Genomic DNA, 21925 nt, shown 5'->3' on the forward strand with positions numbered 1-21925 from the left:
TTGAGCGGCATCTGCCTGGCCTTGGCCCTTGCGCTGGCGCTGTGGCTGGACCTGCGCCTGGGCGAGCCGCGCCCCCGCTGGCACCCCGTGGTGTGGATGGGAGCCTACCTGGGTTGGATGGGTCGCCACATTGCGCCACAACAGGTCACGGGGCGCGACCTGGTCGCGTTTGCCAAGGGCACGCTGGCCTGGCTGCTGGGCGCCGCCGTGGTGACTGGCCTGGCGTGGTGTATGCAGTCGGCAGGGTTGGCGCTGGTGGCTGCTGCTGCGCTGGCCCCGGCCCGCATCCACCTGGGCGACCTGCTGCTGTGGGTGGGTGCCACCTTGGCCATGGCACTGCTGCTGGGCGGCCTGCTGAAGACGCTGCTGGCCTGGGCCATGCTGCGCGACGAGGTGCTGGCGGTGGAGGCGGCACTGGCGCAGTCGCTGGAGGCCGGGCGCGAGCGCCTGGGTTGGCTGGTCAGCCGCGACGTCACGCAGTTGGGCGCAGCCCAAGTGCGCGAAAGCGCCATCGAGTCGCTGGCCGAAAACCTGAACGACTCGGTGGTGGCCCCGATCTTCTGGTTTGTGCTGGCCGGCCTGCCCGGCGCCGCGCTGTACCGCTTTGCCAACACGGCAGACGCCATGTGGGGCTACCCCGGCCTGTACAACGGCCGCCATTGGGCTTGGGCCGGCAAGTGGGCGGCGCGGGCTGACGATGTGCTGTCCTGGCTGCCGGCACGCCTCACCGGCGCTTTGCTGGCGCTGCTCAGTGGCCGCCAGGTGTTGGGCGCGCTGCGCCGTGAAGCCACCCGTACACCGTCACCCAACAGCGGCTGGCCCATGGCTGCGATGGCCTTGGCGCTGAACGTGCGGCTGGAAAAGCCCGGTGTGTACGCCTTGCACGCGGCGGGCCAACCGCCGCTGGCGGCGCACACCCACCAGGCGGTGGCCCTGTGCGCGCGGGCGGTGGCGGTGGTGGTGCTGACCGCCGTGCTGCTGTTGCTGGCCATCGCCTACATTCGTGGCTGAGGACTTTTCTGACATGTGCACAGCCACCCCCGATTTGACGCAGCACGGCGGCCCGGACGCCCAGGGCATCCCGCGCTTTGACTTTTCCACCAACGCCAATGCCTGCGGGCCTTGCCCCACCGCGTTGCACGCGGTGCAGCAGGCCGATGCGCTGCGCTACCCGGACGGCAGCTACAGCGCCCTGCGCGCCCAATTGGCCGATGTCCACCAGGTGGCGCCGTGGCGGGTGCTGCTGGCCGGCAGCGCCAGCGAGTTCATCCACCGCATCACCGCCTGGGCCGCGCAGCAGGGGGTACGCCAGGTGGGCCTGCCGGCGCATGCCTATGGCGACTACGCGCATGCGGCGCGCGCCTGGGGGTTGGCGCTGGCGCCACGCGGTGCCAATACAGACACTACGGCCCAGCCCATGCTGAACTGGTATTGTGACCCCGGCAACCCGCAGGGCACGCCGGACGCACCGGCCGGTGATCCGGGCATGTCGGTGCTGGACCTGGCCTATGCACCCCTGCGCCTCAGTGGCGAATCGCCCTGGTCTGCCGCGCAGCGCGACCAGGCCTGGCAACTGTGGACACCCAACAAGGCGCTGGGCCTGACGGGTGTGCGCGCCGCTTACGCCATCGCCCCGCTGGGCGCAGAAGCTGCCGCACAGCAGGTGCAGCAGCTGTGCCCCTCGTGGCCGGTGGGGGCGCATGGCGTGGCGCTGCTGCAGGCCTGGGCGCAGCCGCAGGTGCAGACCTGGGTGCGCAACACGCTGGACACGCTGCGCCAGTGGAAGGCGCGCCAAGCCAAGCTGTTGACGGGCCTGGGCTGGGCCTGCGCGGACAGCGAGACCAATTTCTTCTGCGCCCGGCCGCATGGCGATGCCGATGCGGCGCCGCAGCGCCTGGCGGCCGACTTGCAGCGCCTGCGCGCCAGCGGCATCAAGCTGCGCGACGCCACGTCGTTCGGCTTGCCCGGCCAGGTGCGTGTCAGCGTCCAGCCGCCCGCCGTGCAGGACGCGCTGGCCATGGCCTGGCAGTCCTTGGGCACAAGGCCCGAGGAGGGCGCCGCATGAGCGCGCGCTGCGTGATGGTGCTGGGCACCACCAGCGGTGCTGGCAAAAGCTGGCTGACCACCGCGCTGTGCCGCCACTATGCGCGCCAGGGCCTGAAGGTGGCGCCCTTCAAGGCGCAGAACATGAGCAACAACGCCCGCGTGGTGGCCGGCGGCGAGATCGGCAGCGCGCAATACTTCCAGGCGCTGGCCGCGCGTGCGGTGCCCGACGTGCGCATGAACCCGCTGCTGCTCAAGCCCGAGCGCGACACCCACAGCCAGGTGGTGCTGCTGGGCCAGGTGGACGAGGCTTTGTCGCGCATGCCCTGGCGCGGCCGCAGCGCCACGGTGTGGCCGCAACTGGCCGGCGCGCTGGATGCGCTGCGGGCAGAGAACGACGTGGTGGTGATAGAAGGCGCCGGTTCGCCGGCCGAGATCAACCTGCATGCCAGCGACGTGGTCAACATGCGCGTGGCGCTGCATGCCGACGCCGCCTGCCTGCTGGTCACCGACATCGACCGTGGCGGCGCCTTTGCGCACCTGTACGGCACCTGGGCGCTGCTGCCCGAGCACGAGCGGGCGCTCATACGCGGCTTTGTGCTGAACAAGTTCCGTGGCGATGCCACGCTGCTGGCGCCGGCCCCCGAAATGCTGCAGCAGCGCACCGGCATCCCCACCGTGGCCACGCTGCCCATGTGGTGGCAGCACGGCTTGCCGGAGGAAGACGGTGTGTTCGATGACAGCAGCCGCGCCACCGGCACCGTCACCACCACCATTGCCGTCATCGCCTACCCGCGCATCAGCAACCTGGACGAATTCCAGCCATTGAAGAACGTGCCCGGTGTGCGCCTGCTGTGGGTGCGCAGCCCGGCGCAGTTGGCAGGTTTGAAGCCGTCTGACTGGGTGGTGCTGCCCGGCTCCAAGCACACCAGCGGCGACCTGGCCTGGCTGCGCCAGCACAAGCTCGACCAGGCCATTGCCCGACATTCCGAGCAGGGCGGGGCGGTGCTGGGCATTTGTGGCGGCCTGCAGATGCTGGGCGAAGCCTTGATCGACCCGCACGGCATAGACGGCAACGGCCCGGGCCTGGGCCTGCTGCCGCTGGTGACGCAGTTCGAGCCCGGCAAGACCGTGCAGCACACGCACACCCGCTTTGATGCCACCATGGCCGCGCAAGCGCCCGATTCACCCTGGCGCGCACTGGCCGGCGTGGCCGCCAGCGGTTATGAAATCCACCACGGGCAGACCCAGCAGCACAGCGCCATGGCGCGTGCCGGTGACACCGCCCAAGCCGTGTTGCCCGATGGCCTGGGCTGGCTGAATGGGCGCGGCAATGTGCTGGGCCTGTACCTGCACGGGCTGCTGGAAGACCCCGCGGTATTGCGGGCCCTGTTCGGTGCCACCGTGCCCACGCTGGACAGCGTGTTCGACGGCCTGGCGGATTTCATTGAACTGCACTTTGAGGCAGGCGTGCTGCAAGGCCTGCTGCAAGCCCGGGCCTGATTCTCTTTTTCAGTTTTCCCTTTTTCTTCATGCAACCCACCCTCGCTGACATCCACGCCCCCGCCCTGACCCAGGCCTTGCAGCTCGCGTTGGACAACAAGACCAAGCCCTTGGGCTCGCTGGGCCGGCTGGAGGCGCTGGCCTTGCAACTGGGCCAGATCCTGGGCAGCACCCAGCCCACGCTGGCGCAGCCGCAACTGGTGGTGTTCGCCGCCGACCATGGCATCACGGCCCAGGGCGTGTCCGCCTTCCCCAGCGAGGTGACCTGGCAGATGGTGGAAAATTTTCTCTCCGGTGGCGCAGCGGTCAGTGTGCTGGCGCGCCAGCATGGCATCGCGCTGACGGTGGTGGACTGTGGCGTTCAGCATGATTTTCTGGCCGGGCAGGGTGCGGGGGCGCAACGCCCTGGGCTGCTGGTGCGCAAGGTGGGTTGGGGCACGGCGGATGCCTCGCAGCAGCCGGCCATGACCACCGAGCAATGCCAGCAGGCCTTGGCCCATGGCCGTGAACTGGTGGTGGGCTTGCCCGGCAATGCGCTGCTGCTGGGCGAAATGGGGATTGGCAATACGTCGGCTGCCGCATTGCTGCTCGCGCGGCTGGCCGGGCTGGACATTGCCCAATGTACCGGCGCCGGCACCGGGCTGGACGGCACCGGCGTGGCGCGCAAAACAGCCGTGTTGCGTGCCACGCTGGCGCTTCATGCACACGCCACCGCACCGCTGGCCGCACTGGCCGCTTTGGGTGGGTTCGAGATCGCCACCATGGTCGGCGCCGTGCTGCAAGCAGCCCAAGAACGTCGCGTGATCGTCGTGGACGGCTTCATCGCCAGCGCCGCCGTGCTGGTGGCCCAGGCGTTGGACCCGTTGGTGTTGCAACGCTGCGTGTTCGCGCACCGCTCGGGTGAGCGCGGCCATGCGCTGATGCTGGCACACCTGGGCGTGCAGCCGCTGCTGGACCTGGGCCTGCGCCTGGGCGAGGGCTCGGGCGCGGCGCTGGCCTGGCCGCTGCTGCAATCGGCCTGCGCCATCCTGCGCGACATGGCCAGTTTTGAGTCCGCCGGTGTTGCCAACAAGAGCGGCGGCAAGAGCGACGGCGATGCCTGACATGCTGGCCCAGGCACTGCGCCACTACCTGCTGGCTGTGCAGTTCTTCACCCGCGTGCCCGTCACCGGGCGGCTGGCAGGCTGGGTGGGCTACAGCCCGGCCGCGCTGCGCGCCAGCGCCGGGCACTTTCCCGGTGTGGGCTGGCTGGTGGGCGCTGCCACGGCGGCGGTGGCGGTTGGCTTGCTGAGCGCCTTGCCGCCTGGCGTCTATGCGCCGCTGGTGGCAGCAGTGCTGAGCACCGCCTTCAGCGCGCTGGTGACCGGCGCCTTCCATGAGGACGGCCTGGCCGATGTGGCCGACGGCCTGGGCGGCAGCCCCGATCGCGAGCGCGCGCTGGTCATCATGAAGGACTCGCGCATCGGCGCCTTCGGCGCCATCGCTCTGGTGCTGGCGCTGCTGGCCAAGGTGGCGTTGCTGGCGCTGCTGGCCAGCCAGGGCGCCATGCTGCTGGCGGTGGCGCTGTTCCTGGCGCATGTGGTGTCGCGCGGCTGGCCGCTCTTGCTGATACGCCTGCTGCCGCATGTGGGCGACGCGGCCGGTTCCAAGTCCAAGCCGCTGGCCGACCAGATCAGCACCGCTGCGCTGGCCTGCGCGGGTGTATGGTGTGGCCTGGCTTTTTGGGGGGTGGCGGCGTGGGACGTGGCGTGGGCGTGGATACCGGTGGCGCAACTGGCGCACCTGCTGGCCTTCGCCGTGCTGGCCTCGGCAGTGGCCTTCTGCCTGATGTGGCGCTGGTTTGCGCGCCGCCTGCAGGGCTTCACCGGCGACTGCCTGGGCGCCACGCAGCAGGTTTGCGAGCTGGCCTTCTACCTCGGGCTGGCGTTGTCATGGCGTTGATGGCATTCAAGGCACTGGCGGAGGGCACCGCATGAAGCTGTGGCTGGTGCGCCATGCGCAGCCGCTGGTGGCCCAAGGCGTCTGCTATGGCGCCAGCGACGTCGCCGCCCATGCCCAGGCCACCTGGGAGGCGGCCCAGGCCTTGTCCGGCATGCTGCCACGGGGCCTGCCGGTGTTCGCGTCGCCCCTGCAACGCTGCACGCAGCTGGCCGACACACTGCTGGAGTTGCGGCCCGACCTGCCCTTCACGCAAGACGAACGCCTGGTGGAGCTGGACTTCGGCCTGTGGGAAAACCAGCGCTGGGACGCCATTCCGCAAAACGCCTGGGACGACTGGATGGCCGACTTCGGCAACCACCGCTTCGGCGGCAAGGAGAGTGTCAACGCGCTGATGGCCCGCGTGGCCGCCGCCTGGGACGCCTGGCGCGCCCAGGGCCATGATGCGGTGTGGATCACCCATGCCGGCGTGGTGCGTGCCGTCAGCCTGCTGGTGCAGGGGCAGCGCACGGTGGAGCGTTCCGAGCAGTGGCCCAGCAAGCCGCTGCCGTTTGGGGAGTGGGTGGAGTTGGAGGTCTGACGGAACAGCCTACAAAGTGTTGAGGACAGAGCTTGTCCGCTGCGCGGCCGGCGGTCTGTCCCGCAAAGTCTCAGGATGCCGCTGTTTTGGGCTCAAAGTCGCAATACTGCACCACCCCGCACTGCCAGCACAGCGGTTTGCGCGCCTGGCAGATGTAGCGGCCGTGCAGGATCAGCCAGTGGTGCGCGTCCACCAGGTACTCGGCCGGTATGCGTTTGAGCAGGCCCATCTCCACCGCCAGCACGTCTTTGCCCGGCGCCAAGCCGGTGCGGTTGCCGACGCGGAAGATGTGCGTGTCCACCGCCATCGTCGGCTCGCCAAAGGCCATGTTCAGCACCACGTTGGCGGTCTTGCGGCCGACGCCGGGCAGGGCTTCCAGCGCCTCGCGCGTGCGTGGCACCTTGCCGCCGTGCTGCTCGATCAGGATGCGGCAGGTCTGCAGCAGGTTCTTGGCCTTGTTGCGGTACAGGCCTATGGTCTTCAAGTAGCCCTCCAGCCCGTCCTGCCCCAACGCCAGGATGGCTTGCGGCGTGTTGGCCACCGGGAACAGCCTGCGCGTGGCCTTGTTGACGCCAACATCCGTCGCCTGGGCCGACAGCAGCACGGCCGCCAGCAGCTCGAACACGCTGGTGTATTCCAGCTCGCTGGCCGGCCGCGGGTTGGCGGCTTTCAGCGCGGCGAAGAAGCGGGGTACGTCAGCGTCTTTCATAGTCTCTACAGTCCGGTGGCGTCCATGAATTTTTTCGGGTCGGGCAGGCGGCTGTGCAGCCACTCCGGGCTCAGGCCCAGGCGCTGCACCACATCCTGCGGCAGCGCCTCCAGCTCGGCCGGCCCGGCGTTGGGTGATTCTGCCAACAAAGCCGCCAGGTGCACCACGCTGCCCAGTTCGTTGAAGGGCATGGCCTTCATCGGGTAGGCGGCGTTCAGCAGCGCGTCCACGATGGCGACCGGAAAGCCCCAGTGCCGCGCCAGCTCGGCCGTCATGTGCCCTTCGGTGAAGCCCAGCATGTGGTGCTCGCGCGCCCAGCGCTCACCGGGCGCGCAGGGCATGGCCTGCACGCGCATCATCAGCTCGGGGGCGCGCTGGCCCATCAGCAGCTCACCCAGGCGCAGCATCAGCCCGGTCAGCCAGGCTTGCTGGCGGTCGGCACCCACGCCACCAGCCAGCCACTGCGCATAGCCGGCACTGGCCAGGCTGTAGCGCCAGAACTCGGTGCGGTTCAGCCCCGGCGCCACCGGAAAGGCAGCGGCCAGCCCGGTGGAGATGGCCAGCATGCGCACCTGCGCCATGCCGGCCATGGCGATCGCCTCGTCCAGCGAATAGACGGTGTTGCGCAGCCCGAACATGGCGCTGTTGGCCAGCTTCAGCAGGCTGGCCGTCAGCGCCGGGTCGCGGGCGATGATGTGACGCACATCCAGCACGGTGCTGGTCTCGTCGCTCAGCGTGCGCACCAGCGCGTGCGCCACTTCCGACATCACCGGCAGCTGCGTGGACTGAAAAAACTCCGCAAGATCGGGCATGTTGTGCTTGTTATGGTGGAAACTCTTCCCTGAAGAACCAGTATAGAAACCGCATTTCCCCCGCCGCCGCAAGTTGGCGACAATGGGGGTCTGACTCTAATCCACCTGTTGCCTGAGCCTTTTTCTGTTATGTCCTCCACGCCTTCCTTGCCCTTTGCCGATCGCCTGAACAACGTCGAGACCTCGGCCATACGCGAACTCTTCAAGCTGCTGGGCAAGCCCGGCATCATCAGCTTTGCCGGCGGCTTCCCCGACAGCGCCATGTTTGACGTGGCCGGCATCCAGGAGGCCGCCAACGCCGCGCTGACCGAAGAACCCGGCGGTGCGCTGCAGTATGGCGCCACCGAGGGCTATGAGCCGCTGCGCACACAGCTGGCCGCCTTCATGGGCACCAAGGGCGTGACGGTGGAGCCCAGTGGCCTGATCGTCACCACCGGCAGCCAGCAGGCGCTGGACCTGCTGGGCAAGACGCTGATCAACCCTGGCGACAAGGTGATCGTGGAAGGCCCCACCTTCCTGGCCACCATCCAGTGCTTTCGCTTGTATGGCGCCGACCTGGTCAGCGCACCCATCGATGCCGACGGCGTGCAGACCGATGCGCTGGAAGCGCTGATCAAAGAGCACAAGCCCAAGTTCATTTACCTGATTCCCACCTTCGGCAACCCCAGCGGCGCCATGCTGAGCCTGGAACGCCGCAAGCGCGTGCTGGAGCTGGCCGTGCAGTACAACACGCTGGTGGTGGAGGACGACCCCTATGGCGACCTGTATTTCGGCGGCAAAGCACCGCCGCCCAGCATCATGGCGCTGAGCAGCGAAGTGCCCGGCAGCCGCGCGCTGCTTGCTCACTGCGGCAGCATGAGCAAGGTGCTGAGCCCCGGCCTGCGCGTGGGCTGGATGATCGCCCCGCCCGAGCTGCTGGCCAAGGCGACGATGTGCAAGCAGTTCAGCGACGCCCACACCAGCACCTTTGCCCAGGCCACCGCCGCGCAGTACCTGAAGGCCGGCCGCATGCCCGCCACGCTGGCCCGCGTGCGCGAGGTCTACGCCCAGCGCGCCCAGACCATGGGCGACAGCCTCAAACGCGAGCTGGGCGACGCTATCAGCTTCGTGCAGCCCGGCGGCGGCCTGTTCTTCTGGGCCAAGCTGACCGGCGCCAACGGCAAGCTGAAGGATGCCGCCGAGTTCGCCAAACGGGCGATAGAGCAGGGCGTGGCCTTTGTGCCGGGCGTGCCGTTTTATGCCAACAACCCGGACACGAGCACGCTGCGGCTAAGCTTTGCGACTGCGGATGTGGGGAAGATTCAGGAAGGCATTGCGCGGCTGGGCAAGGCGCTGTGACGGTTCAGCCTTCATGAGCTACGCGCTAAGGCTTTTTGATTCGGACGACACCCCCGAACCCCAACGCCGCCAGGCCGAGCAGCGCTTTCGCCGCGCGCTGGAATCCACGCTGGGTGACGCCGATCTGGTGCTGCCGGTGCATGCCGCTTACAAACGCATCGTTGCCACCTATGGCGAGTCGCCCGACCCGGATGCGCTGACCGACGCCGAGCGCGCCGTTTTCGAGCAGTGGCAGCAGGCCGAGACGGCGGCTGTGGCCGCTGCCTTTGGCACGCACCGCTACATGGGCGATGCGATGTTCGAGATTTCTGCGGCTGCTCCTGACGACCGTCGCTGAGGCCAAACGCCGCCGGCGGTGACAGGTCTGCAAGCTGCCGACGCCGCTGGTGCGCGTGGCTACGGGAATGTCCCCCGGCCCTGCGGGCCTCCTCCTTGATTTCCCTCCGCCACGCGCCCCAGCGACATCGGGTCAATTGGCAGGCGCGACGCTTGAATGCGGGAATACCGCACTCAAACCACGCTGGCAGGATCAGGTCGATGCGGCATTCGGCGCAGCGGCATCAAGGAGGAGGCCGCAGGCCGGGGGACAGCCGCGGAGCCGAGTGCCGTGTCGGCCTGATCTCGCAAACTATGCAGCGCGAACTGCCTCGCTGCAACGCAGCAACGAAAAGAGCCTGCGCCCGTGGTTTGCCCTAGGGTAGCCAACGGGTCAGGGCTCGCACAATGCCTGGCATACCCACAGGAGACGTGCTGATGATGCCCAAGTCGATGTTCGCTGTTTCGCGCCGCGCTGCCATGTGCGCCCTGGTATGTGGCGGCGCCATGCTGTCGCTGCTGCCTCAGGTCGCCCAAGCCCAGCCCGCCGTCTGGCCCACCAAGCCGGTGCGCATCGTCGTCACCTTCACCCCCGGTGGCGCGCCGGACACGCTGGCACGCATCCTGGCGGCCAAGTGGGGCGACGCGCTCGGCCAGACCTTCACGGTGGACAACAAGCCCGGCGCCGGTGGCAACATCGGCACTGATTTCGTGGCCAAGAGCGCGCCGGATGGCCACACGCTGATCATCGGCACCGTGGGCACGCACGCCATCAACCAGGCGCTGTACAGCAACCTGCCTTACAACAACATCAAGGACTTCACGCCCATCAGCTTCCTGGCTTCCACGCCCAACCTGCTGGTGGTCAACAATACCGTGCCGGCGCACAACATCAAGGAGTTGGTGGCGCTGGCCAAGAGCAGCCCGCTGACGTTTGGCTCCTCGGGCAGCGGCACCTCCATCCACCTGTCGGGCGAGTTGTTCAACACGCTGGCCGGTGTGAAGATGACGCACATCCCCTACAAGGGCCGGGCGGCGGCCATCCCCGACCTGCTGGGCGGGCGCATCACGATGATCTTTGACAACATGCCGTCGGCCTTGCCGCTGGTGAAGGCGGGCGAGCTGCGCGCCATCGCCGTCACCAGCGCCAGCCGCTCAGCGGCCGCGCCGAACATCCCCACCATTGCCGAGTCCGGCCTGCCGGGCTTCGAGGCCACCTCGTGGTTTGCACTGCTGGCGCCGGCCGGTGTGCCCAAGGACGTGCAGGCCAAGATCAACGCCGAGACGCTGCGCGTGCTGGCCATGCCCGATGTGAAGGAAAAACTCGCCACGCTGGGCCTGGAGCTGAACCCCGGCACGCCCGAGGCATTGGCCAGCCTGATCCAGACCGAGACGGTGAAGTGGGCGAAGGTGGTGAAGGAGTCGGGCGCCAAGCCGGACTGAGCGCCTGGGGTCAGGCCACCGCGCTCTCCACCACCTCGCGCAACACCTGCGCATCCACCGGCTTGAACAGCAGCCGCAGGCCGCTGGCTTGCGCATCGCGTATGCGCTCGGGTGAGGTGTCGCCGGTGGTGATGACGGCTGCCACCGGGCGCCCCAGCCGGGCCGCCACGGCGCGTATGGCGTCGGTGCCGGTCACCTGCTGGGCCAGCCGGTAGTCGGCCACCACCAGGTCGATGTCGGGGTGTTGCTGCGCGGCCGCCTCGGCCTGAGCCAGCGTGGCGGCGGTGATGACGGTGTGCCCCCATTCCTGCAGCAGCTGCTGCATGGATTCACGCACCTCGGCGTTGTCGTCCACCACCAGCACGGTGCGCGCGGCTGCCGCCTCGGTGGCCTGCGGCGCGGCGGCCAGCTGCGCCGGTGGCGCGGTGTGCGGCAGCAGCACCGAAAACACCGAACCGCGCCCCGGCGTGGAGCAGAGCTTCACTTGCCCACCCAGCAGCGTCACTGAGCGCTGCACGATGGCCAGGCCCAGGCCCAGGCCTTTCTCGCGGTCGCGCGCCACATTGCCCACCTGGTAGAAGTCCTCGAAGATGCGGGCGCGCTGACCCTCGTCAATGCCAATGCCCGTGTCCAGCACCTGGATCTCCACCAGCCCACCGGCGCGGCGCCGGCACCCCAGCAGAATGCGTCCCTGTGGCGTGTAGCGCACCGCGTTGGCCACCAGGTTGGACAGCACGCGCGTCAGCACCACCGGGTCGCTGTTGACCCACAGGCGGCTGTGTGCGGTTTTCAGGTACAGGCCTTTTTCCTTGGCCGGGCCTGAAAAGGCGTTGTGCACCTCGGCCAGCAGGCCCTGCAGCGCAATCGGTTGGCGCTGCACCTCCACCGCGCCGGCGTCTAGCTGCGACACGTCCAGCAGGCCATTGAGCAGCCGGCCCAGGCCGTCCAGCGCCATCTGCTGGCGTGAGGCGATGTGGCTCACATCGGTGCCCGCCACCTGCGGGCGCCGCGCCATCGAGCGCAGCGTGGCGATGAACAGGCTCAACGCATGGGTGGGTTGGCGCAGGTCATGGCTGGCGGCGGCCAGGAAGTGCGATTTGGCGCGGTTGGCCGCCTCGGCCTGGTCGCGTGCCTTGCCCAGCTCTTCGGCGTTGCGCAGCAGCTCCATGCGCCGGCGCAGCGCCACCCAGGTGGCCACGGCCAGCAGCACGCTGGCGGCGCCACCCACGCCGGCCACCAGCCGCAGCTTGCTGATGGCAATCGGGGTGGTGAAGTTGGGCAGCGAGCGGGCCGTCACCGTCCACGAATAGCCGCCCATCTCCACCTGCTTGGCGGCAAAGAACAGCTTGACGGAGGATTCGCCGCCCACGCGGTCCAGCGCGCTGTCGGTGAACTGGCTCACGTCCACGTCACCGCCGTCAAACACCTCCAGCGCGATGTTGGCGCGTTCGCCCAGGATGTTGCCCAGCAGGCCGTCCATGCTGAAGGCGGCAAAGATCCAGCCCGTCAGCGCGGCGCGGCGCTGCGCCACGCTGGCCATCGGTGCGCCATTGCGGTACACCGGCCACAGCATGCGAAAGCCGGGCTGCATCTGCTCGGCCGCCTCATCCGGCAGCTTGATCTTGTTGGACACGGCCACGCTGGCGCTGTCGCGCGCCAGCTCCATGGCCGGGCGGCGCGAGCGTTCGGCAAAGTAATCGGCACCGGGCTTGTTCAGCGCGCTGCCGGCATCTGCCGGGTAAAAGTAGGCGGCACTGGTGCGCGGGTTATCAGGCGTGCCCAGAGCCGTGTTCGGAAGCACCGCCGCAAAGCCCACGCCCTGCAGGCCGGGGTGGCTGGTGATGCGCAGGTTGCCCACAAAGGCGCGAAACTCTTCGGCCTGCACGCCGGTGGAGGACGCGTACAAGCCATTGATGGCGTGCAGCACCTGCTCGATGGCCAGCATGCGTTCGCGAAACAGTGCCACCGCCTCGCGCGCCCGGGTGTCGAAATCGCGCTGCATCTCCTGCTGGATGTCGCGCCGCTCCTTGTCCCAGAAATACCAGGACACGCCGCTGGAGACCGCCAGCACCAGCAGCGGTAGCAGGTAGGTCAGCACCTGCAGGCGCCATGGCACCGTGGGTTGGCCCGTCTTGCTCATCGCTGGTAGGGCAGCAGGATGCGCTCTGCCGCCTGCTGCGCCTCGCGCAGCGCCTGCTGCGGCGTCTTGGCGCCGGTCAGCGCGGCGGCCAGGCCTACGTTCAGCGCGTGGGTCACGCGCTGGTTTTCATGCGTCGACAGCTCGGCCACCGCGTACTGCAGCTGGTCGCGCGCCACGCTGGCGGCGGCAAAGCCGGCGGTGTGCTGCTGCAGCGCCGGCGTGGCCCAGGCCGCCGGGCTGACGGCGATGTAGCCGGACTCCATGCCCCAGCGCGCGGTGCGCTCCGGCGCGCTCAGCCATTGCACAAAGGTCAGCGCCGCCTGGCGCTGCGCTGGCGGGCTTTTCTTGAAGATGTACAGGTTGCCGCCACCGGTGGGCGAGCCGCGCCGTTTGGCTGCAGGCAGCATGGCCGCGCCGAAATCGAAGCCGGCGGAGTTCTTGATGTTGCCCAGGTTGCCGCTGGTGGTCCAGATCATCGCGGCGCGGCGGTTCAAAAAGTCGTCTGGCGTGGTGCCCCATTCCACCACGCCGGGCGGGTGCACCTTGTGCACGCGCGCCAGGTCCACCCAGTACTGCAGCGCGTTGACGGCGGCCGGCTGGTCGAAATAGGTTTCGGTGCCGGCGGCGTTCATCAGCTCGGCGCTGTTGGCGGTGGTGAAGCCCTGAAACAACCAATACGGAAAGCCGGAGGAGGGGATCTGTATGCCCCAGCGGGTGGTCTTGCCGCTGCTGTCGCGCGCGGTCAGCTTGGTGGCGTAGGCCACCAGCTCGTCCCAGTTGGCGGGCGGGTGGTTCGGGTCCAGCCCGGCTTCGCGGAACAAATCCTTGTTCCAGTACAGCAAGATGGTGGAGCGCTGGAAGGGGATGCCCCAGGTTTTGCCGGCCACCCGGCTGTTGGCCATCAGCGCCGGGTAGAAGCCGGCCAGCCAGGCCTGGCCACGCGCGCTGGCGCCGGTGAGCTCGTCGTACGGGGCGATGGCGTCGGCATCGATCAGCGTGTACACATCGGCGGCAAACAGCACCGCCAGGTCGGGCGGGTTGCCGCTCTTGTGCGCGGTCAGCGCCTTGGCCAGGGTTTCCTTGTACGTGCCGGCGTAGATGGGTTTGACGGTGATGCTCGGGTGCTCACGCTCGAAATCCTGCACCAGCTGGCCGACCTGCTTGGCCACGGTGCCGCCCACGGCCACCGGGAAGTAGAACGAAATCTCCACCGCCCGGGCAAGCGGGCTGGCCAGCAGGCCGAGCAACAGAACAACAAAGAGGGCAGCGCGTGCTGCGGTCGGCCAGGGGCGCATGGCGAAAGTGATTGGCGGGGTAATGACTGAAAGGTTCAGCTGTGTGATGTCTTGGCCGATACTATCGCGAAACACAGAGCACACAAGCACATGGCGGCCCCTCACACCCTTGTCATCGCCGATGACCACGCGCTGGTGCGCGAGGGTCTGAAGCTGCTGCTGGGCACCGAGCCGGGCCTGCAGGTGGTGGCGCAAACCGGCGACGGCGCTGCGGTGGAGGCCCTGGTGCGCCAGCTGCGCCCCGACCTGCTGGTGCTGGACCTGGACATGCCCCAGCGCAACGGCCTGGACATTGCCGCCGCCATCAAGGGCGATGCCGCCTTGACCACGCGCGTGCTGGTGCTGACCGGCAACCTGAAGCCGGCGGTGGTGGCGCGCGCGCTGGCCGTGGGCGCCGACGGCTACCTGCTGAAGAACGAAGACTCCGACGAGCTGCTGCGCGCCGTGCACGCCGTGCTGGCCGGTGGCCAGTATGTGAGCCAGGCGATTGCCGGCGCCTTCCAGCCCCAGGGCGGTGCCGGCGAACCGGCGCCGTCAGGCGGCAAGCCGGTGGCAGATGCAGCCATCACCCCGCGCGAGCGCGAAATCCTGTCGCTGGTGGCGCGGGGCCTGAGCAACAACGACATCGCCGGCCTGTTGGCCATCAGCGTGCTGACGGTGCGCACGCACCGCCAGCGGCTGATGGAAAAGTTGCAATTGCGCAACGCGGCCGAGATCACCGCCTACGCGGTGAAGCAGGGCTTCTACGACCCTTCGTAGGGGGTGGTTCAGGGGTTTTGCCGAAGGGCCTGCCTCAGGGCAAACGTGGCCCCTTCGGGGCCCTACTGCATATGCAGTATTGCTGCCATGCGCAGTGAAACCTAACCTGCATACCTATGAAAGCGGCTACCACCAATGTCCACGACCTGCGCAGCGGCGCGGCGCTGACGCCTGAAGCGCTGCCCAAGAGCGCCAGCGCCGGCAGCAGCTCGATGGAGCAACAACTCGCTGACACCGGCAAGCTGCTGGAGCTTGCCAGCAAGCGGCTGGTGGAGCAGCAGCGGCAGTTTGAAGACATCATCCAGTCGCTGCAGCAGCAGGCCGAACGCGATGGGCTGACCGGCCTGTACAACCGGCGCAAGTTCAACGCTGTGTGCGGCAACGAGATTCTGCGCGGCCGGCGCTACGACCTGCCCTTGTCGCTGATCATGGTGGACATCGACCGCTTCAAGTGCATCAACGACACCTTCGGCCACCTGGTGGGCGACCAGGTGCTGGTGGAGGTGGCGCACCTGCTGGCGGACCGCATGCGCGAGTCGGACACGTTGGCGCGCTGGGGCGGCGAGGAGTTCATGATCCTGGCCCCGCACACCGGGCTGTCCCAGGCCCTGGTGCTGGCCGAACAGATACGCGGCGTGGTGGAGGGCAACCGCTTTTCCACCGCCGGCAAGCTGACCTGCTGCCTGGGCGTGACGCAGCAGTGCGACAACGACACCGTGGACTGGTTGATCCACCGCGCTGACACCGCGCTCTACCACGCCAAGAACAACGGCCGCAACCGGGTGGAGGTGTTTTCCGCCAGCCTGGGCCGGCCGGACAACGGCTGCGTTTAGGGCCTGAACAGGCCCTAGACCACTGCCCCGGTGCGGTTGCCCGAGTTTGCACCCCTTGGCGCGTTACCATCGCGCATGAGAAAAACATTTCAACTGCGCCCCGAGGGCAAGCACCCCGACCGTGTGCTGGAAGCCGTCAAGCACGAGGTGCGCAAGTACATCACCCGCGAACGCCGCCGCGCATTGCCCGAGGGCATGGACTACTGGGATTTCGACTGCAGGTTTGGCACCTCGCAAGATGTGGCAGAGGTGGCCCACCTGTCGGCGCTGACCGGCTTGATGGACCTGGTGGCCCAGTCGCAGGGCAGCCAGTTTTACGTCGAGATCCTGGCCCGTGCGGCCAAGCGCAGGGCCAAGCCAGCAGGCTTGGAAGACGAAACCCCCAGCCCGGAGTAAATCGCGCGGTCATCGCGCGGCATTGAAGAGCATGGTTGACATGCAGGTATTTGCCTGCATATAATTCTCTCACGCACACACACCACAGATGGACGCTGACAAGGTTTTCAAGGCACTGGGCGACCCAACCCGCAGAAAGCTGCTCGACCTGCTGTACGAGACGAACGGACAGACGCTGGGCCAGCTCTGCGAGCACCTGGACATGGCCCGGCAATCGGCCACGCAGCACATCGCGATCCTGGAGGCGGCCAATCTGGTGAGCACGGTATGGCGTGGCCGGGAGAAGCTGCATTTCATCAATCCGGTGCCGCTGCACGAGGTCTATGAGCGGTGGGTGCGCAAATTCGAACGGCAGCGGCTCAGCCTGCTGCACGACCTGAAGAAGGAACTTGAAGGAGAGTAATGGTGAGCAAAGAGAAGACCAGCTTCGTCTACGTGACCTACATCCGCGCCACGCCGGAAAAGGTGTTCGAGGCCATCACCCAGCCGGAGGTCACCCGGCGCTACTGGGGCCATGAGAACGTGTCCGATTGGCAGCCCGGCTCCCCCTGGCAGCACGTGCGCGCCAATGAGCAGCGCGCGGTCAACATCGTCGGCAAGGTGGTGGAGGCCACGCCGCCCAAGCGCCTGGTCATCAGCTGGGCCAGCCCCGCGCAAGCGGACGACGCAGACGCCTACAGCCGCGTGGCCTTTGACATCGAGGTGTACGAGGGCATGGTGCGGCTGACCGTCACGCACGACGAGCTCGAGGCCGGCAGCGGCATGGCCAAGGGTATCCAGCAAGGCTGGCCCATCGTCTTGTCCAGCCTGAAGTCGCTGCTGGAAACGGGACAGGGCATCGACGTCTTCGCCAAGCCCACAGCGGCCTGAACCAGGAGCTTGTTCACCATGACCCACCCCTACACCGGCGGCTGCGCGTGCGGCGCGGTCCGCTACGCCACCCCGCATGCGCCCATCTTCCAGAACCATTGCCAGTGCCGCGACTGCCAGCGGCGCAGCGGCACCGGGCACGGCTCTTACCTGACCTTTCCCGCGCGCGCAGAAATGGCGATCACCGGCGAGGCGACGGAGTGGCAGGTCGCGGGCGACAGCGGCAATGTGAAGGTGCACGCCTTCGGCCCGGTCTGCGGCACGCCGGTCTACCTGCGCTTTGCGGCCATGCCGGACATGATCGCGGTGCCGGCAACCAGCCTGGACGAGCCTGACCGCTTCGCACCGCAGGTGCTCACCTACAGCGTGCGCGGCCTGCCGTGGGACGTCATCGATCCTGCGTTGCCGGCATTCGAGCGCATGCCCGGCTAGGCCGGGCAGGGTTCACTTCTTGGCCGCGGCCGCGCGCAATTTGTCTTTTTTGCTGGGCCGCTTGCCCTTGATGCCGCCGGTGCCCGGCACCGCCGCCAGGTCTGGCGTGGCATCGGTCTCAGTGGGCTCAAAGCCTGCCACCTGCTCGCGCGGCAGCGTGAGGCCCTGGCGTTTTTCGATCAAGCGGAAATGCGCCTCGGTGGCGGCGCTGACAAAGCTGACCGCCAGCCCGCTTCCACCGGCGCGACCCGTGCGGCCGATGCGGTGCACGTAGTCGGTGGGCGAGCGCGGCAGGTCATAGTTGACCACCACCGGCAGCTCGGCAATGTCCAGGCCGCGCGCGGCCAGGTCGGTGGTGACCACCACGTCCCAGCGCTCGTCCTTGAACTCCTGCAGCACCTTCTTGCGCGCGCCCTGGCTCAAGGCGCCATGGAAGGGCGTGGCGAAGATGCCCTTCTGGTGCAGCTTCCAGGCCACGTGCTCGGTGGCGTACTGCGTGGCGACGAACACCAGCACGCGTTCCCACTTGTTCTCTGTCAGCAGGTGGCGCAGCAGCTCGGTGCGCCTGGGCGCATCCACCTGGATCACGCGCTGGGTGATGGCCGGCGCCGTGGCCGGTGTGCTGGTCACCTCGATACGCACCGGCTGCTTCAGCAGGCTGCTGGCCAGCGTTTGCACGGCGGCGGGAAAGGTGGCGGAAAACAGCAGCGTTTGCCGCTTGGCCGGCAGGAGCGCCAGCACGCGGTTCAATTCTTCGGCAAAGCCCAGGTCCAGCAGGCGGTCGGCCTCGTCCAGCACCAGCAGGCTCGCGTTGCCCAGTGTCAGGGCATTGTGGTCCACCAGGTCCAGCAGGCGGCCGGGCGTGGCCACCACCACGTCGGCACCGCCGCGCAGGCCCATCATTTGCGGGTTGATGGAGACGCCACCAAACACCACGGCCACCTTCGGCGCTTGCGGCAGGTGCTGTGCCAGGCTGCGCAGCACCTCGCCCACCTGCGCCGCCAGCTCGCGCGTGGGCACCAGCACCAGCGCGCGCACGCGCCGGGGCGAGTGGGATGCGCCGGCTAGTTGCAGCAGTTGCAGCAGTGGCAAGGCAAACGCCGCCGTCTTGCCCGAGCCGGTTTGCGCGCAGCCTTGCAGATCTGCGCCTGTCAATATGGCCGGGATGGCCTGGGCTTGTATGGGGGTGGGCGCGGCAAAGCCCAGTTCGCTGACAGCGCGGGCAAGCGGGGGAATGAGGCCAAGGGTGGAGAAGGGCATGAGGGCGGCCAGTGTACGCCGATCGCGTGGCTTGGTTCGCTGGCTGCCGACGCCGCTGGTGCGCGTGGCTCCGCGAATGTCCCCCGGGCCTGCGGCCCTCCTCCTTGATTTCGCTCCGCCACACGCCCCAGCGACATCGGGTCAATGGGCACTCGCAACGCTGGAATGCCGGAATGCACGCACGCCAGCCAAGTTCGCAGGATCATGTCGATGCGGCATTCGGCGCAGCGGCATCAAGGAGGAGGCCCGAAGGGCCGGGGGACAGCCGCGGAGCCGAGTGCCGCGTCGGCATGATCCTTGCCAACCGACTGCCCTAGCGGCCGGCCTCCGCCACCAGCACCGGCTTGTCGCGGTAGACGTCGGGCATCATGGCCTTCAGGTTGGCGATCTTGGGGCGGTCGAACATGGCGATGTAGGGCTGGTTGGGGTGCAGCGTTGCGTAGTCCTGGTGGTAGGCCTCGGCGGCGTAGAAGCCGCTGTTCAACGGCGTCAGCTGGGTGACGATCTTGTCGGGGAAGGCGCGGGCGGCATCGAGTTGGGCAATGTAGCGCTCGGCCACCTGTTTTTGCTGGTCGTTGGCGTAGAAGATGGCCGAGCGGTATTGTGGGCCTGAGTCCGGCCCCTGGCGGTTCAGCTGCGTGGGGTCGTGCGCCACCGAGAAATAAATCTGCAGCAGCTTGCCGAAACTGACCACGCGCGGGTCGTAGGTGATCTGCACCGCCTCTGCGTGGCCGGTGCGGCCGGAGCCCACGTCTTCGTAGCGCGCTGTCTCCTTGGCCCCGCCGGCGTAGCCGGAGACGGCGTTCAGCACGCCATTGGTGTGCTGGAACACCGCCTGCACGCCCCAGAAACAGCCGCCAGCGAAGACGGCGGTTTCGCGCAGGGCGGGCGCGGCAGTGCCGCTGGCCGCAGGCGCATCCACAGTGGGCGCGGGCAGCTTGACGGCCTTTTCGGCCGAGGCGCTGCCGCCCATGAAGCTCCAGGCGACCACGGCCGCCAGGGCGGCGCTCAGCGCCAGTTGCGTGGTCTTGCTGTTCATGGCCATGGTCAGGATGCCTCGGGTTTGAAAGTCAGCGCCACGCCGTTCATGCAGTAGCGCAGGCCGGTGGGGCGGGGGCCATCGTCAAACACATGGCCCAGGTGACCGCCACAGCGGTGGCACAGCACCTCGGTGCGCTTCATGCCCAGCGTGTAGTCGTTGTCCTCGATCACCGCGCCGGGCAGGGCCTGCCAGAAGCTGGGCCAGCCGGTGCCGCTGTCGAACTTGGTCCTGGACGAGAACAGCGGCAGCGCGCAGCCGGCGCAGCTGAAGCCGCCGGCACGCTTTTCGCGGTTCAGCGGGCTGCTGCCGGGGAATTCGGTGTCGGCATGGCGCAGCACGCGGTATTGCTCACGCGTCAGCAGCTTGCGCCATTCCTCATCGCTGTGCGTGACCTCATAGGTGCGCGCGGCGTGCGCCGGCGCGGGCGACAGCCAGCCGCGCACACTGGCCACCAGGGCTGCCACGGCGCCCAGGCCCAGCAGGGTGTTGCGGCGGGTGTGGGGTGAGCCAGCTGGCGAGCTGGGTGGCAAGCGGGGCTGCGAATCGGGGTTTTCGTCAATGGGTGGCATGGTGACCTCTGTGGTCTGTCGCTTGGAGACGGGTGTTTCTTACAAGGTTCCCGCTCAAGGCGTCAGCAGCCCGTCCAGTTTGTCGCGCCAAAAGGCGGGTGGCGGCAGCTCGCCGTGGCCGGCCAGCGCGTTGTCACGCATGTGGGCGGGGTTGGCGGTGCCGGGGATGGCGCAGGTCACCGCCGGGTGCGCCAGCACGAATTTCAGCAGAACCTGGCTCCAGCTGGTGCAGCCCAGCTCGGTCGCCCAGCCGGGCAAGGGCTTGCGCTGCAGGTTCTTCAGCAACTTACCGGAATCCAGCGGCAGATTGGCCAGCACGGCGATGCCACGTTCCTGCGCCAGTGGCAGCAGGCGACGCTCGGCGGCGCGGTGGGCCAGCGAGTAGTTGAGTTGCACGAAGTCCCAGGCTTCGGCCTGCATCACCTGCGCCAGCTCGCCATGGGCCGACTCGGTGTAGTGGGTCAGCCCCAAGTAGCGGATGCGGCCCTGCGCTTTCCACTGCCGCATCGTCGGCAGGTGCGTCTGCCAGTCCACCAGGTTGTGCACCTGCATCAGATCGATGACCGGGGTTTGCAGCAGCTCGAACGAGCGTTCCATCTGCTGCACGCCGGCCTTGGCGCCGCTGGTCCACACCTTGGTGGCGATGAAGGCCTGGTCGCGCGTGCCGGCCTGCGCCAGCAAACGGCCAGCCACCTGCTCGGCCGAGCCGTACATGGGTGAGCTGTCCACCACGCTGCCGCCTTGGGCAAACAGCTCTGCCAGCACCTGGCCGCGCTGCGGCTGCTGGTCTGATTGGCCACCGACATCAAAGCCCAGCCAGGTGCCGCAGCCGATGACGGGCAGCGCTTCGCCGCTGGCGGGGATGGGGCGGGTCTGCATGGCGCACATGGCGGGGGTGGGGGGGTGTCGCCTGTATGCTATCGCCATCCGACCCGCAGCGCCTAGACTGCCGGCTTTTCCCTGGCTACCCCTATTTCCTGGAGACAACACCATGAGCATCACCCTGTGCGGGTTTTCCATCTCGAACTACTACAACAAGGTCAAGCTGGCGCTGCTGGAAAAGGGCATTCCCTTCGAAGAGCAATACGCCGGCACGCACACGCATGAAGAGGCCATCCTGGCCGCTTCGCCGCTGGGCAAGATCCCGTTCTTGCGCACCGAAGAGGGCACGTTGTGCGAAAGCCAGGCCATCCTGGACTACATCGAGGCCAAGTACCCGAACCCGCCGCTGATCCCGGCCGACCCATTTGCCGCCGCCAAGGTGCGCGAGATCATCACCTTTGTCGACTGGCACCTGGAGATCGTCGCCCGCCAGCTCTACGGCCCGTTCTTCTTCGGTGGTAAGCCGCTGAGCGAGGGCAATCTGGCACGCATTCGCAAGGAGTTGACCGACAACATCGCTGCCTTCAAGCGCCTGGCCAAGTTTTCGCCCTATGTCGCCGGCGACACCTTCACCATGGCCGACTGCGCCGCCTTTGCCAGCCTGCCGCTGGTCAGCCTGGCCAGCAAGACCGCTTTTGGCGAAGACCTGCTGCTGGCCGCCGGCATAGACCACAAGGCCTACACCAAACTGATTGGCGAGCGCCCGACGGCGCAGAAGGTGGTGGCCGACCGCAAGGCGGCGCAGGCCAAGGCAGCGGCCTGAGGC

General features: G+C 67.9%; 24 protein-coding genes. 16 read left to right on the top strand and 8 right to left on the bottom strand.

Annotated features, from left to right (window positions below; translation table 11 throughout):
• From cbiB to AC1DX2_RS00845, 6 genes are read left to right on the top strand one after another with little or no spacing between them, the layout of a single operon-like run.
• Entirely contained in the window at positions 1-1011 is a 1011-nt protein-coding gene (gene cbiB / locus AC1DX2_RS00820; protein ID WP_477194380.1) for an adenosylcobinamide-phosphate synthase CbiB, read from the top strand.
• 13 nt (positions 1012-1024) lie between these two features.
• Positions 1025-2065: an aminotransferase class I/II-fold pyridoxal phosphate-dependent enzyme gene (locus AC1DX2_RS00825; protein WP_477194381.1), complete on the top strand. Its 1041-nt coding sequence runs from the start codon at positions 1025-1027 to the stop codon at positions 2063-2065.
• A complete protein-coding gene (locus AC1DX2_RS00830; protein WP_477194382.1) occupies positions 2062-3546 on the top strand; it encodes a cobyric acid synthase in 1485 nt (494 codons plus the stop codon). The genes AC1DX2_RS00825 and AC1DX2_RS00830 overlap by 4 nt, the downstream gene beginning before the upstream one ends.
• A gap of 29 nt (positions 3547-3575) precedes the next feature.
• Positions 3576-4649, top strand: coding sequence for a nicotinate-nucleotide--dimethylbenzimidazole phosphoribosyltransferase (cobT, locus tag AC1DX2_RS00835; protein WP_477194383.1), 1074 nt, complete (start codon positions 3576-3578; stop codon positions 4647-4649).
• Positions 4642-5487 (top strand): adenosylcobinamide-GDP ribazoletransferase, encoded by an 846-nt coding sequence (locus tag AC1DX2_RS00840; RefSeq protein WP_477194384.1) that lies wholly within the window; start codon positions 4642-4644, stop codon positions 5485-5487. Before cobT ends, AC1DX2_RS00840 begins: the two co-directional genes overlap by 8 nt.
• 31 nt (positions 5488-5518) lie before the next feature.
• Complete coding sequence (locus tag AC1DX2_RS00845; RefSeq protein WP_477194385.1) at positions 5519-6064, top strand: histidine phosphatase family protein; 546 nt, start codon at positions 5519-5521, stop codon at positions 6062-6064.
• A 70-nt stretch (positions 6065-6134) separates the two neighbouring features.
• On the opposite strand, the gene nth is transcribed toward AC1DX2_RS00845, so the two are convergent.
• Positions 6135-6773 carry an endonuclease III gene (gene nth, locus AC1DX2_RS00850; protein WP_477194386.1) on the bottom strand — a complete coding sequence of 213 codons (639 nt, stop codon included), beginning with the start codon at positions 6771-6773 and terminating at the stop codon, positions 6135-6137.
• 5 nt (positions 6774-6778) lie between these two features.
• Positions 6779-7585, bottom strand: a complete 807-nt coding sequence (locus AC1DX2_RS00855) for an HDOD domain-containing protein (protein ID WP_477194387.1) — start codon at positions 7583-7585, stop codon at positions 6779-6781.
• Positions 7586-7732: 147 nt separating this feature from the next.
• Here AC1DX2_RS00855 and AC1DX2_RS00860 point away from each other — a divergent pair, with 147 nt between their 5' ends.
• The 3 genes from AC1DX2_RS00860 (at position 7733) to AC1DX2_RS00870 (ending at position 10681) form a co-directional block, all read left to right on the top strand.
• Positions 7733-8923: an aminotransferase-like domain-containing protein gene (locus tag AC1DX2_RS00860; protein ID WP_477195736.1), complete on the top strand. Its 1191-nt coding sequence runs from the start codon at positions 7733-7735 to the stop codon at positions 8921-8923.
• A 13-nt stretch (positions 8924-8936) separates the two neighbouring features.
• Positions 8937-9260: a hypothetical protein gene (locus AC1DX2_RS00865; protein WP_477194388.1), complete on the top strand. Its 324-nt coding sequence runs from the start codon at positions 8937-8939 to the stop codon at positions 9258-9260.
• Positions 9261-9676: 416 nt separating this feature from the next.
• The gene (locus AC1DX2_RS00870) at positions 9677-10681 is read left to right on the top strand and encodes a Bug family tripartite tricarboxylate transporter substrate binding protein (protein WP_477194389.1); all 1005 of its coding nucleotides are present in this window, start codon (positions 9677-9679) and stop codon (positions 10679-10681) included.
• A 10-nt stretch (positions 10682-10691) separates the two neighbouring features.
• Here AC1DX2_RS00870 and AC1DX2_RS00875 read toward each other — a convergent pair whose 3' ends face one another.
• Both AC1DX2_RS00875 and AC1DX2_RS00880 read right to left on the bottom strand, forming a co-directional pair.
• Positions 10692-12821, bottom strand: coding sequence for a hybrid sensor histidine kinase/response regulator (locus tag AC1DX2_RS00875; RefSeq protein WP_477194390.1), 2130 nt, complete (start codon positions 12819-12821; stop codon positions 10692-10694).
• On the bottom strand, positions 12818-14116 hold the full coding sequence (locus tag AC1DX2_RS00880) for an ABC transporter substrate-binding protein (RefSeq protein WP_477194391.1): 1299 nt from the start codon (positions 14114-14116) through the stop codon (positions 12818-12820). The genes AC1DX2_RS00875 and AC1DX2_RS00880 overlap by 4 nt, the downstream gene beginning before the upstream one ends.
• 90 nt (positions 14117-14206) lie before the next feature.
• On the opposite strand from AC1DX2_RS00880, the gene AC1DX2_RS00885 reads away from it, so the two are divergent.
• The 6 genes from AC1DX2_RS00885 (at position 14207) to AC1DX2_RS00910 (ending at position 17406) form a co-directional block, all read left to right on the top strand.
• On the top strand, positions 14207-14875 hold the full coding sequence (locus AC1DX2_RS00885; protein ID WP_477194392.1) for a response regulator: 669 nt from the start codon (positions 14207-14209) through the stop codon (positions 14873-14875).
• Positions 14876-14991: 116 nt separating this feature from the next.
• Positions 14992-15708 (top strand): GGDEF domain-containing protein, encoded by a 717-nt coding sequence (locus AC1DX2_RS00890; RefSeq protein WP_477194393.1) that lies wholly within the window; start codon positions 14992-14994, stop codon positions 15706-15708.
• Positions 15709-15783: 75 nt separating this feature from the next.
• Complete coding sequence (locus AC1DX2_RS00895; protein WP_477194394.1) at positions 15784-16104, top strand: DUF6172 family protein; 321 nt, start codon at positions 15784-15786, stop codon at positions 16102-16104.
• Between the two features lie 88 nt (positions 16105-16192).
• Positions 16193-16507 (top strand): ArsR/SmtB family transcription factor, encoded by a 315-nt coding sequence (locus AC1DX2_RS00900; protein WP_477194395.1) that lies wholly within the window; start codon positions 16193-16195, stop codon positions 16505-16507.
• Positions 16507-16974 (top strand): SRPBCC family protein, encoded by a 468-nt coding sequence (locus AC1DX2_RS00905; protein WP_477194396.1) that lies wholly within the window; start codon positions 16507-16509, stop codon positions 16972-16974. Before AC1DX2_RS00900 ends, AC1DX2_RS00905 begins: the two co-directional genes overlap by 1 nt.
• Before the next feature lie 18 nt (positions 16975-16992).
• Positions 16993-17406, top strand: coding sequence for a GFA family protein (locus AC1DX2_RS00910; protein ID WP_477194397.1), 414 nt, complete (start codon positions 16993-16995; stop codon positions 17404-17406).
• A 12-nt stretch (positions 17407-17418) separates the two neighbouring features.
• Here AC1DX2_RS00910 and AC1DX2_RS00915 read toward each other — a convergent pair whose 3' ends face one another.
• The 4 genes from AC1DX2_RS00915 to AC1DX2_RS00930 form a co-directional block, all read right to left on the bottom strand.
• The gene (locus AC1DX2_RS00915; protein WP_477194398.1) at positions 17419-18666 is read right to left on the bottom strand and encodes a DEAD/DEAH box helicase; all 1248 of its coding nucleotides are present in this window, start codon (positions 18664-18666) and stop codon (positions 17419-17421) included.
• Positions 18667-18979: 313 nt separating this feature from the next.
• Positions 18980-19711, bottom strand: a complete 732-nt coding sequence (msrA, locus tag AC1DX2_RS00920) for a peptide-methionine (S)-S-oxide reductase MsrA (RefSeq protein WP_477194399.1) — start codon at positions 19709-19711, stop codon at positions 18980-18982.
• 2 nt (positions 19712-19713) lie between these two features.
• On the bottom strand, positions 19714-20277 hold the full coding sequence (gene msrB, locus AC1DX2_RS00925) for a peptide-methionine (R)-S-oxide reductase MsrB (protein WP_477194400.1): 564 nt from the start codon (positions 20275-20277) through the stop codon (positions 19714-19716).
• A gap of 54 nt (positions 20278-20331) precedes the next feature.
• Positions 20332-21270 carry an aldo/keto reductase gene (locus AC1DX2_RS00930; RefSeq protein ID WP_477194401.1) on the bottom strand — a complete coding sequence of 313 codons (939 nt, stop codon included), beginning with the start codon at positions 21268-21270 and terminating at the stop codon, positions 20332-20334.
• Here AC1DX2_RS00930 and AC1DX2_RS00935 point away from each other — a divergent pair.
• Positions 21269-21922 (top strand): glutathione S-transferase family protein, encoded by a 654-nt coding sequence (locus AC1DX2_RS00935; protein WP_477194402.1) that lies wholly within the window; start codon positions 21269-21271, stop codon positions 21920-21922. The two genes, AC1DX2_RS00930 and AC1DX2_RS00935, sit on opposite strands and share 2 nt — an antisense overlap.
• Positions 21923-21925 lie beyond the last annotated feature (3 nt).

This window comes from Hylemonella sp. P2_B10 (genome assembly GCF_056404875.1).

Coding starts and splice junctions, on each gene's coding strand:
- AC1DX2_RS00825 (WP_477194381.1), top strand. CDS start 1,025: ATGTGCACAGCCACCCCCGATTTGACGCAGCACGGCGGCCCGGACGCC.
- AC1DX2_RS00830 (WP_477194382.1), top strand. CDS start 2,062: ATGAGCGCGCGCTGCGTGATGGTGCTGGGCACCACCAGCGGTGCTGGC.
- cobT (WP_477194383.1), top strand. CDS start 3,576: ATGCAACCCACCCTCGCTGACATCCACGCCCCCGCCCTGACCCAGGCC.
- AC1DX2_RS00840 (WP_477194384.1), top strand. CDS start 4,642: ATGCCTGACATGCTGGCCCAGGCACTGCGCCACTACCTGCTGGCTGTG.
- AC1DX2_RS00845 (WP_477194385.1), top strand. CDS start 5,519: ATGAAGCTGTGGCTGGTGCGCCATGCGCAGCCGCTGGTGGCCCAAGGC.
- nth (WP_477194386.1), bottom strand. CDS start 6,773: ATGAAAGACGCTGACGTACCCCGCTTCTTCGCCGCGCTGAAAGCCGCC.
- AC1DX2_RS00855 (WP_477194387.1), bottom strand. CDS start 7,585: ATGCCCGATCTTGCGGAGTTTTTTCAGTCCACGCAGCTGCCGGTGATG.
- AC1DX2_RS00865 (WP_477194388.1), top strand. CDS start 8,937: ATGAGCTACGCGCTAAGGCTTTTTGATTCGGACGACACCCCCGAACCC.
- AC1DX2_RS00870 (WP_477194389.1), top strand. CDS start 9,677: ATGATGCCCAAGTCGATGTTCGCTGTTTCGCGCCGCGCTGCCATGTGC.
- AC1DX2_RS00875 (WP_477194390.1), bottom strand. CDS start 12,821: ATGAGCAAGACGGGCCAACCCACGGTGCCATGGCGCCTGCAGGTGCTG.
- AC1DX2_RS00880 (WP_477194391.1), bottom strand. CDS start 14,116: ATGCGCCCCTGGCCGACCGCAGCACGCGCTGCCCTCTTTGTTGTTCTG.
- AC1DX2_RS00885 (WP_477194392.1), top strand. CDS start 14,207: ATGGCGGCCCCTCACACCCTTGTCATCGCCGATGACCACGCGCTGGTG.
- AC1DX2_RS00890 (WP_477194393.1), top strand. CDS start 14,992: ATGAAAGCGGCTACCACCAATGTCCACGACCTGCGCAGCGGCGCGGCG.
- AC1DX2_RS00895 (WP_477194394.1), top strand. CDS start 15,784: ATGAGAAAAACATTTCAACTGCGCCCCGAGGGCAAGCACCCCGACCGT.
- AC1DX2_RS00900 (WP_477194395.1), top strand. CDS start 16,193: ATGGACGCTGACAAGGTTTTCAAGGCACTGGGCGACCCAACCCGCAGA.
- AC1DX2_RS00905 (WP_477194396.1), top strand. CDS start 16,507: ATGGTGAGCAAAGAGAAGACCAGCTTCGTCTACGTGACCTACATCCGC.
- AC1DX2_RS00910 (WP_477194397.1), top strand. CDS start 16,993: ATGACCCACCCCTACACCGGCGGCTGCGCGTGCGGCGCGGTCCGCTAC.
- AC1DX2_RS00915 (WP_477194398.1), bottom strand. CDS start 18,666: ATGCCCTTCTCCACCCTTGGCCTCATTCCCCCGCTTGCCCGCGCTGTC.
- msrA (WP_477194399.1), bottom strand. CDS start 19,711: ATGGCCATGAACAGCAAGACCACGCAACTGGCGCTGAGCGCCGCCCTG.
- msrB (WP_477194400.1), bottom strand. CDS start 20,277: ATGCCACCCATTGACGAAAACCCCGATTCGCAGCCCCGCTTGCCACCC.
- AC1DX2_RS00935 (WP_477194402.1), top strand. CDS start 21,269: ATGAGCATCACCCTGTGCGGGTTTTCCATCTCGAACTACTACAACAAG.
- AC1DX2_RS00930 (WP_477194401.1), bottom strand. CDS start 21,270: ATGGTGTTGTCTCCAGGAAATAGGGGTAGCCAGGGAAAAGCCGGCAGT.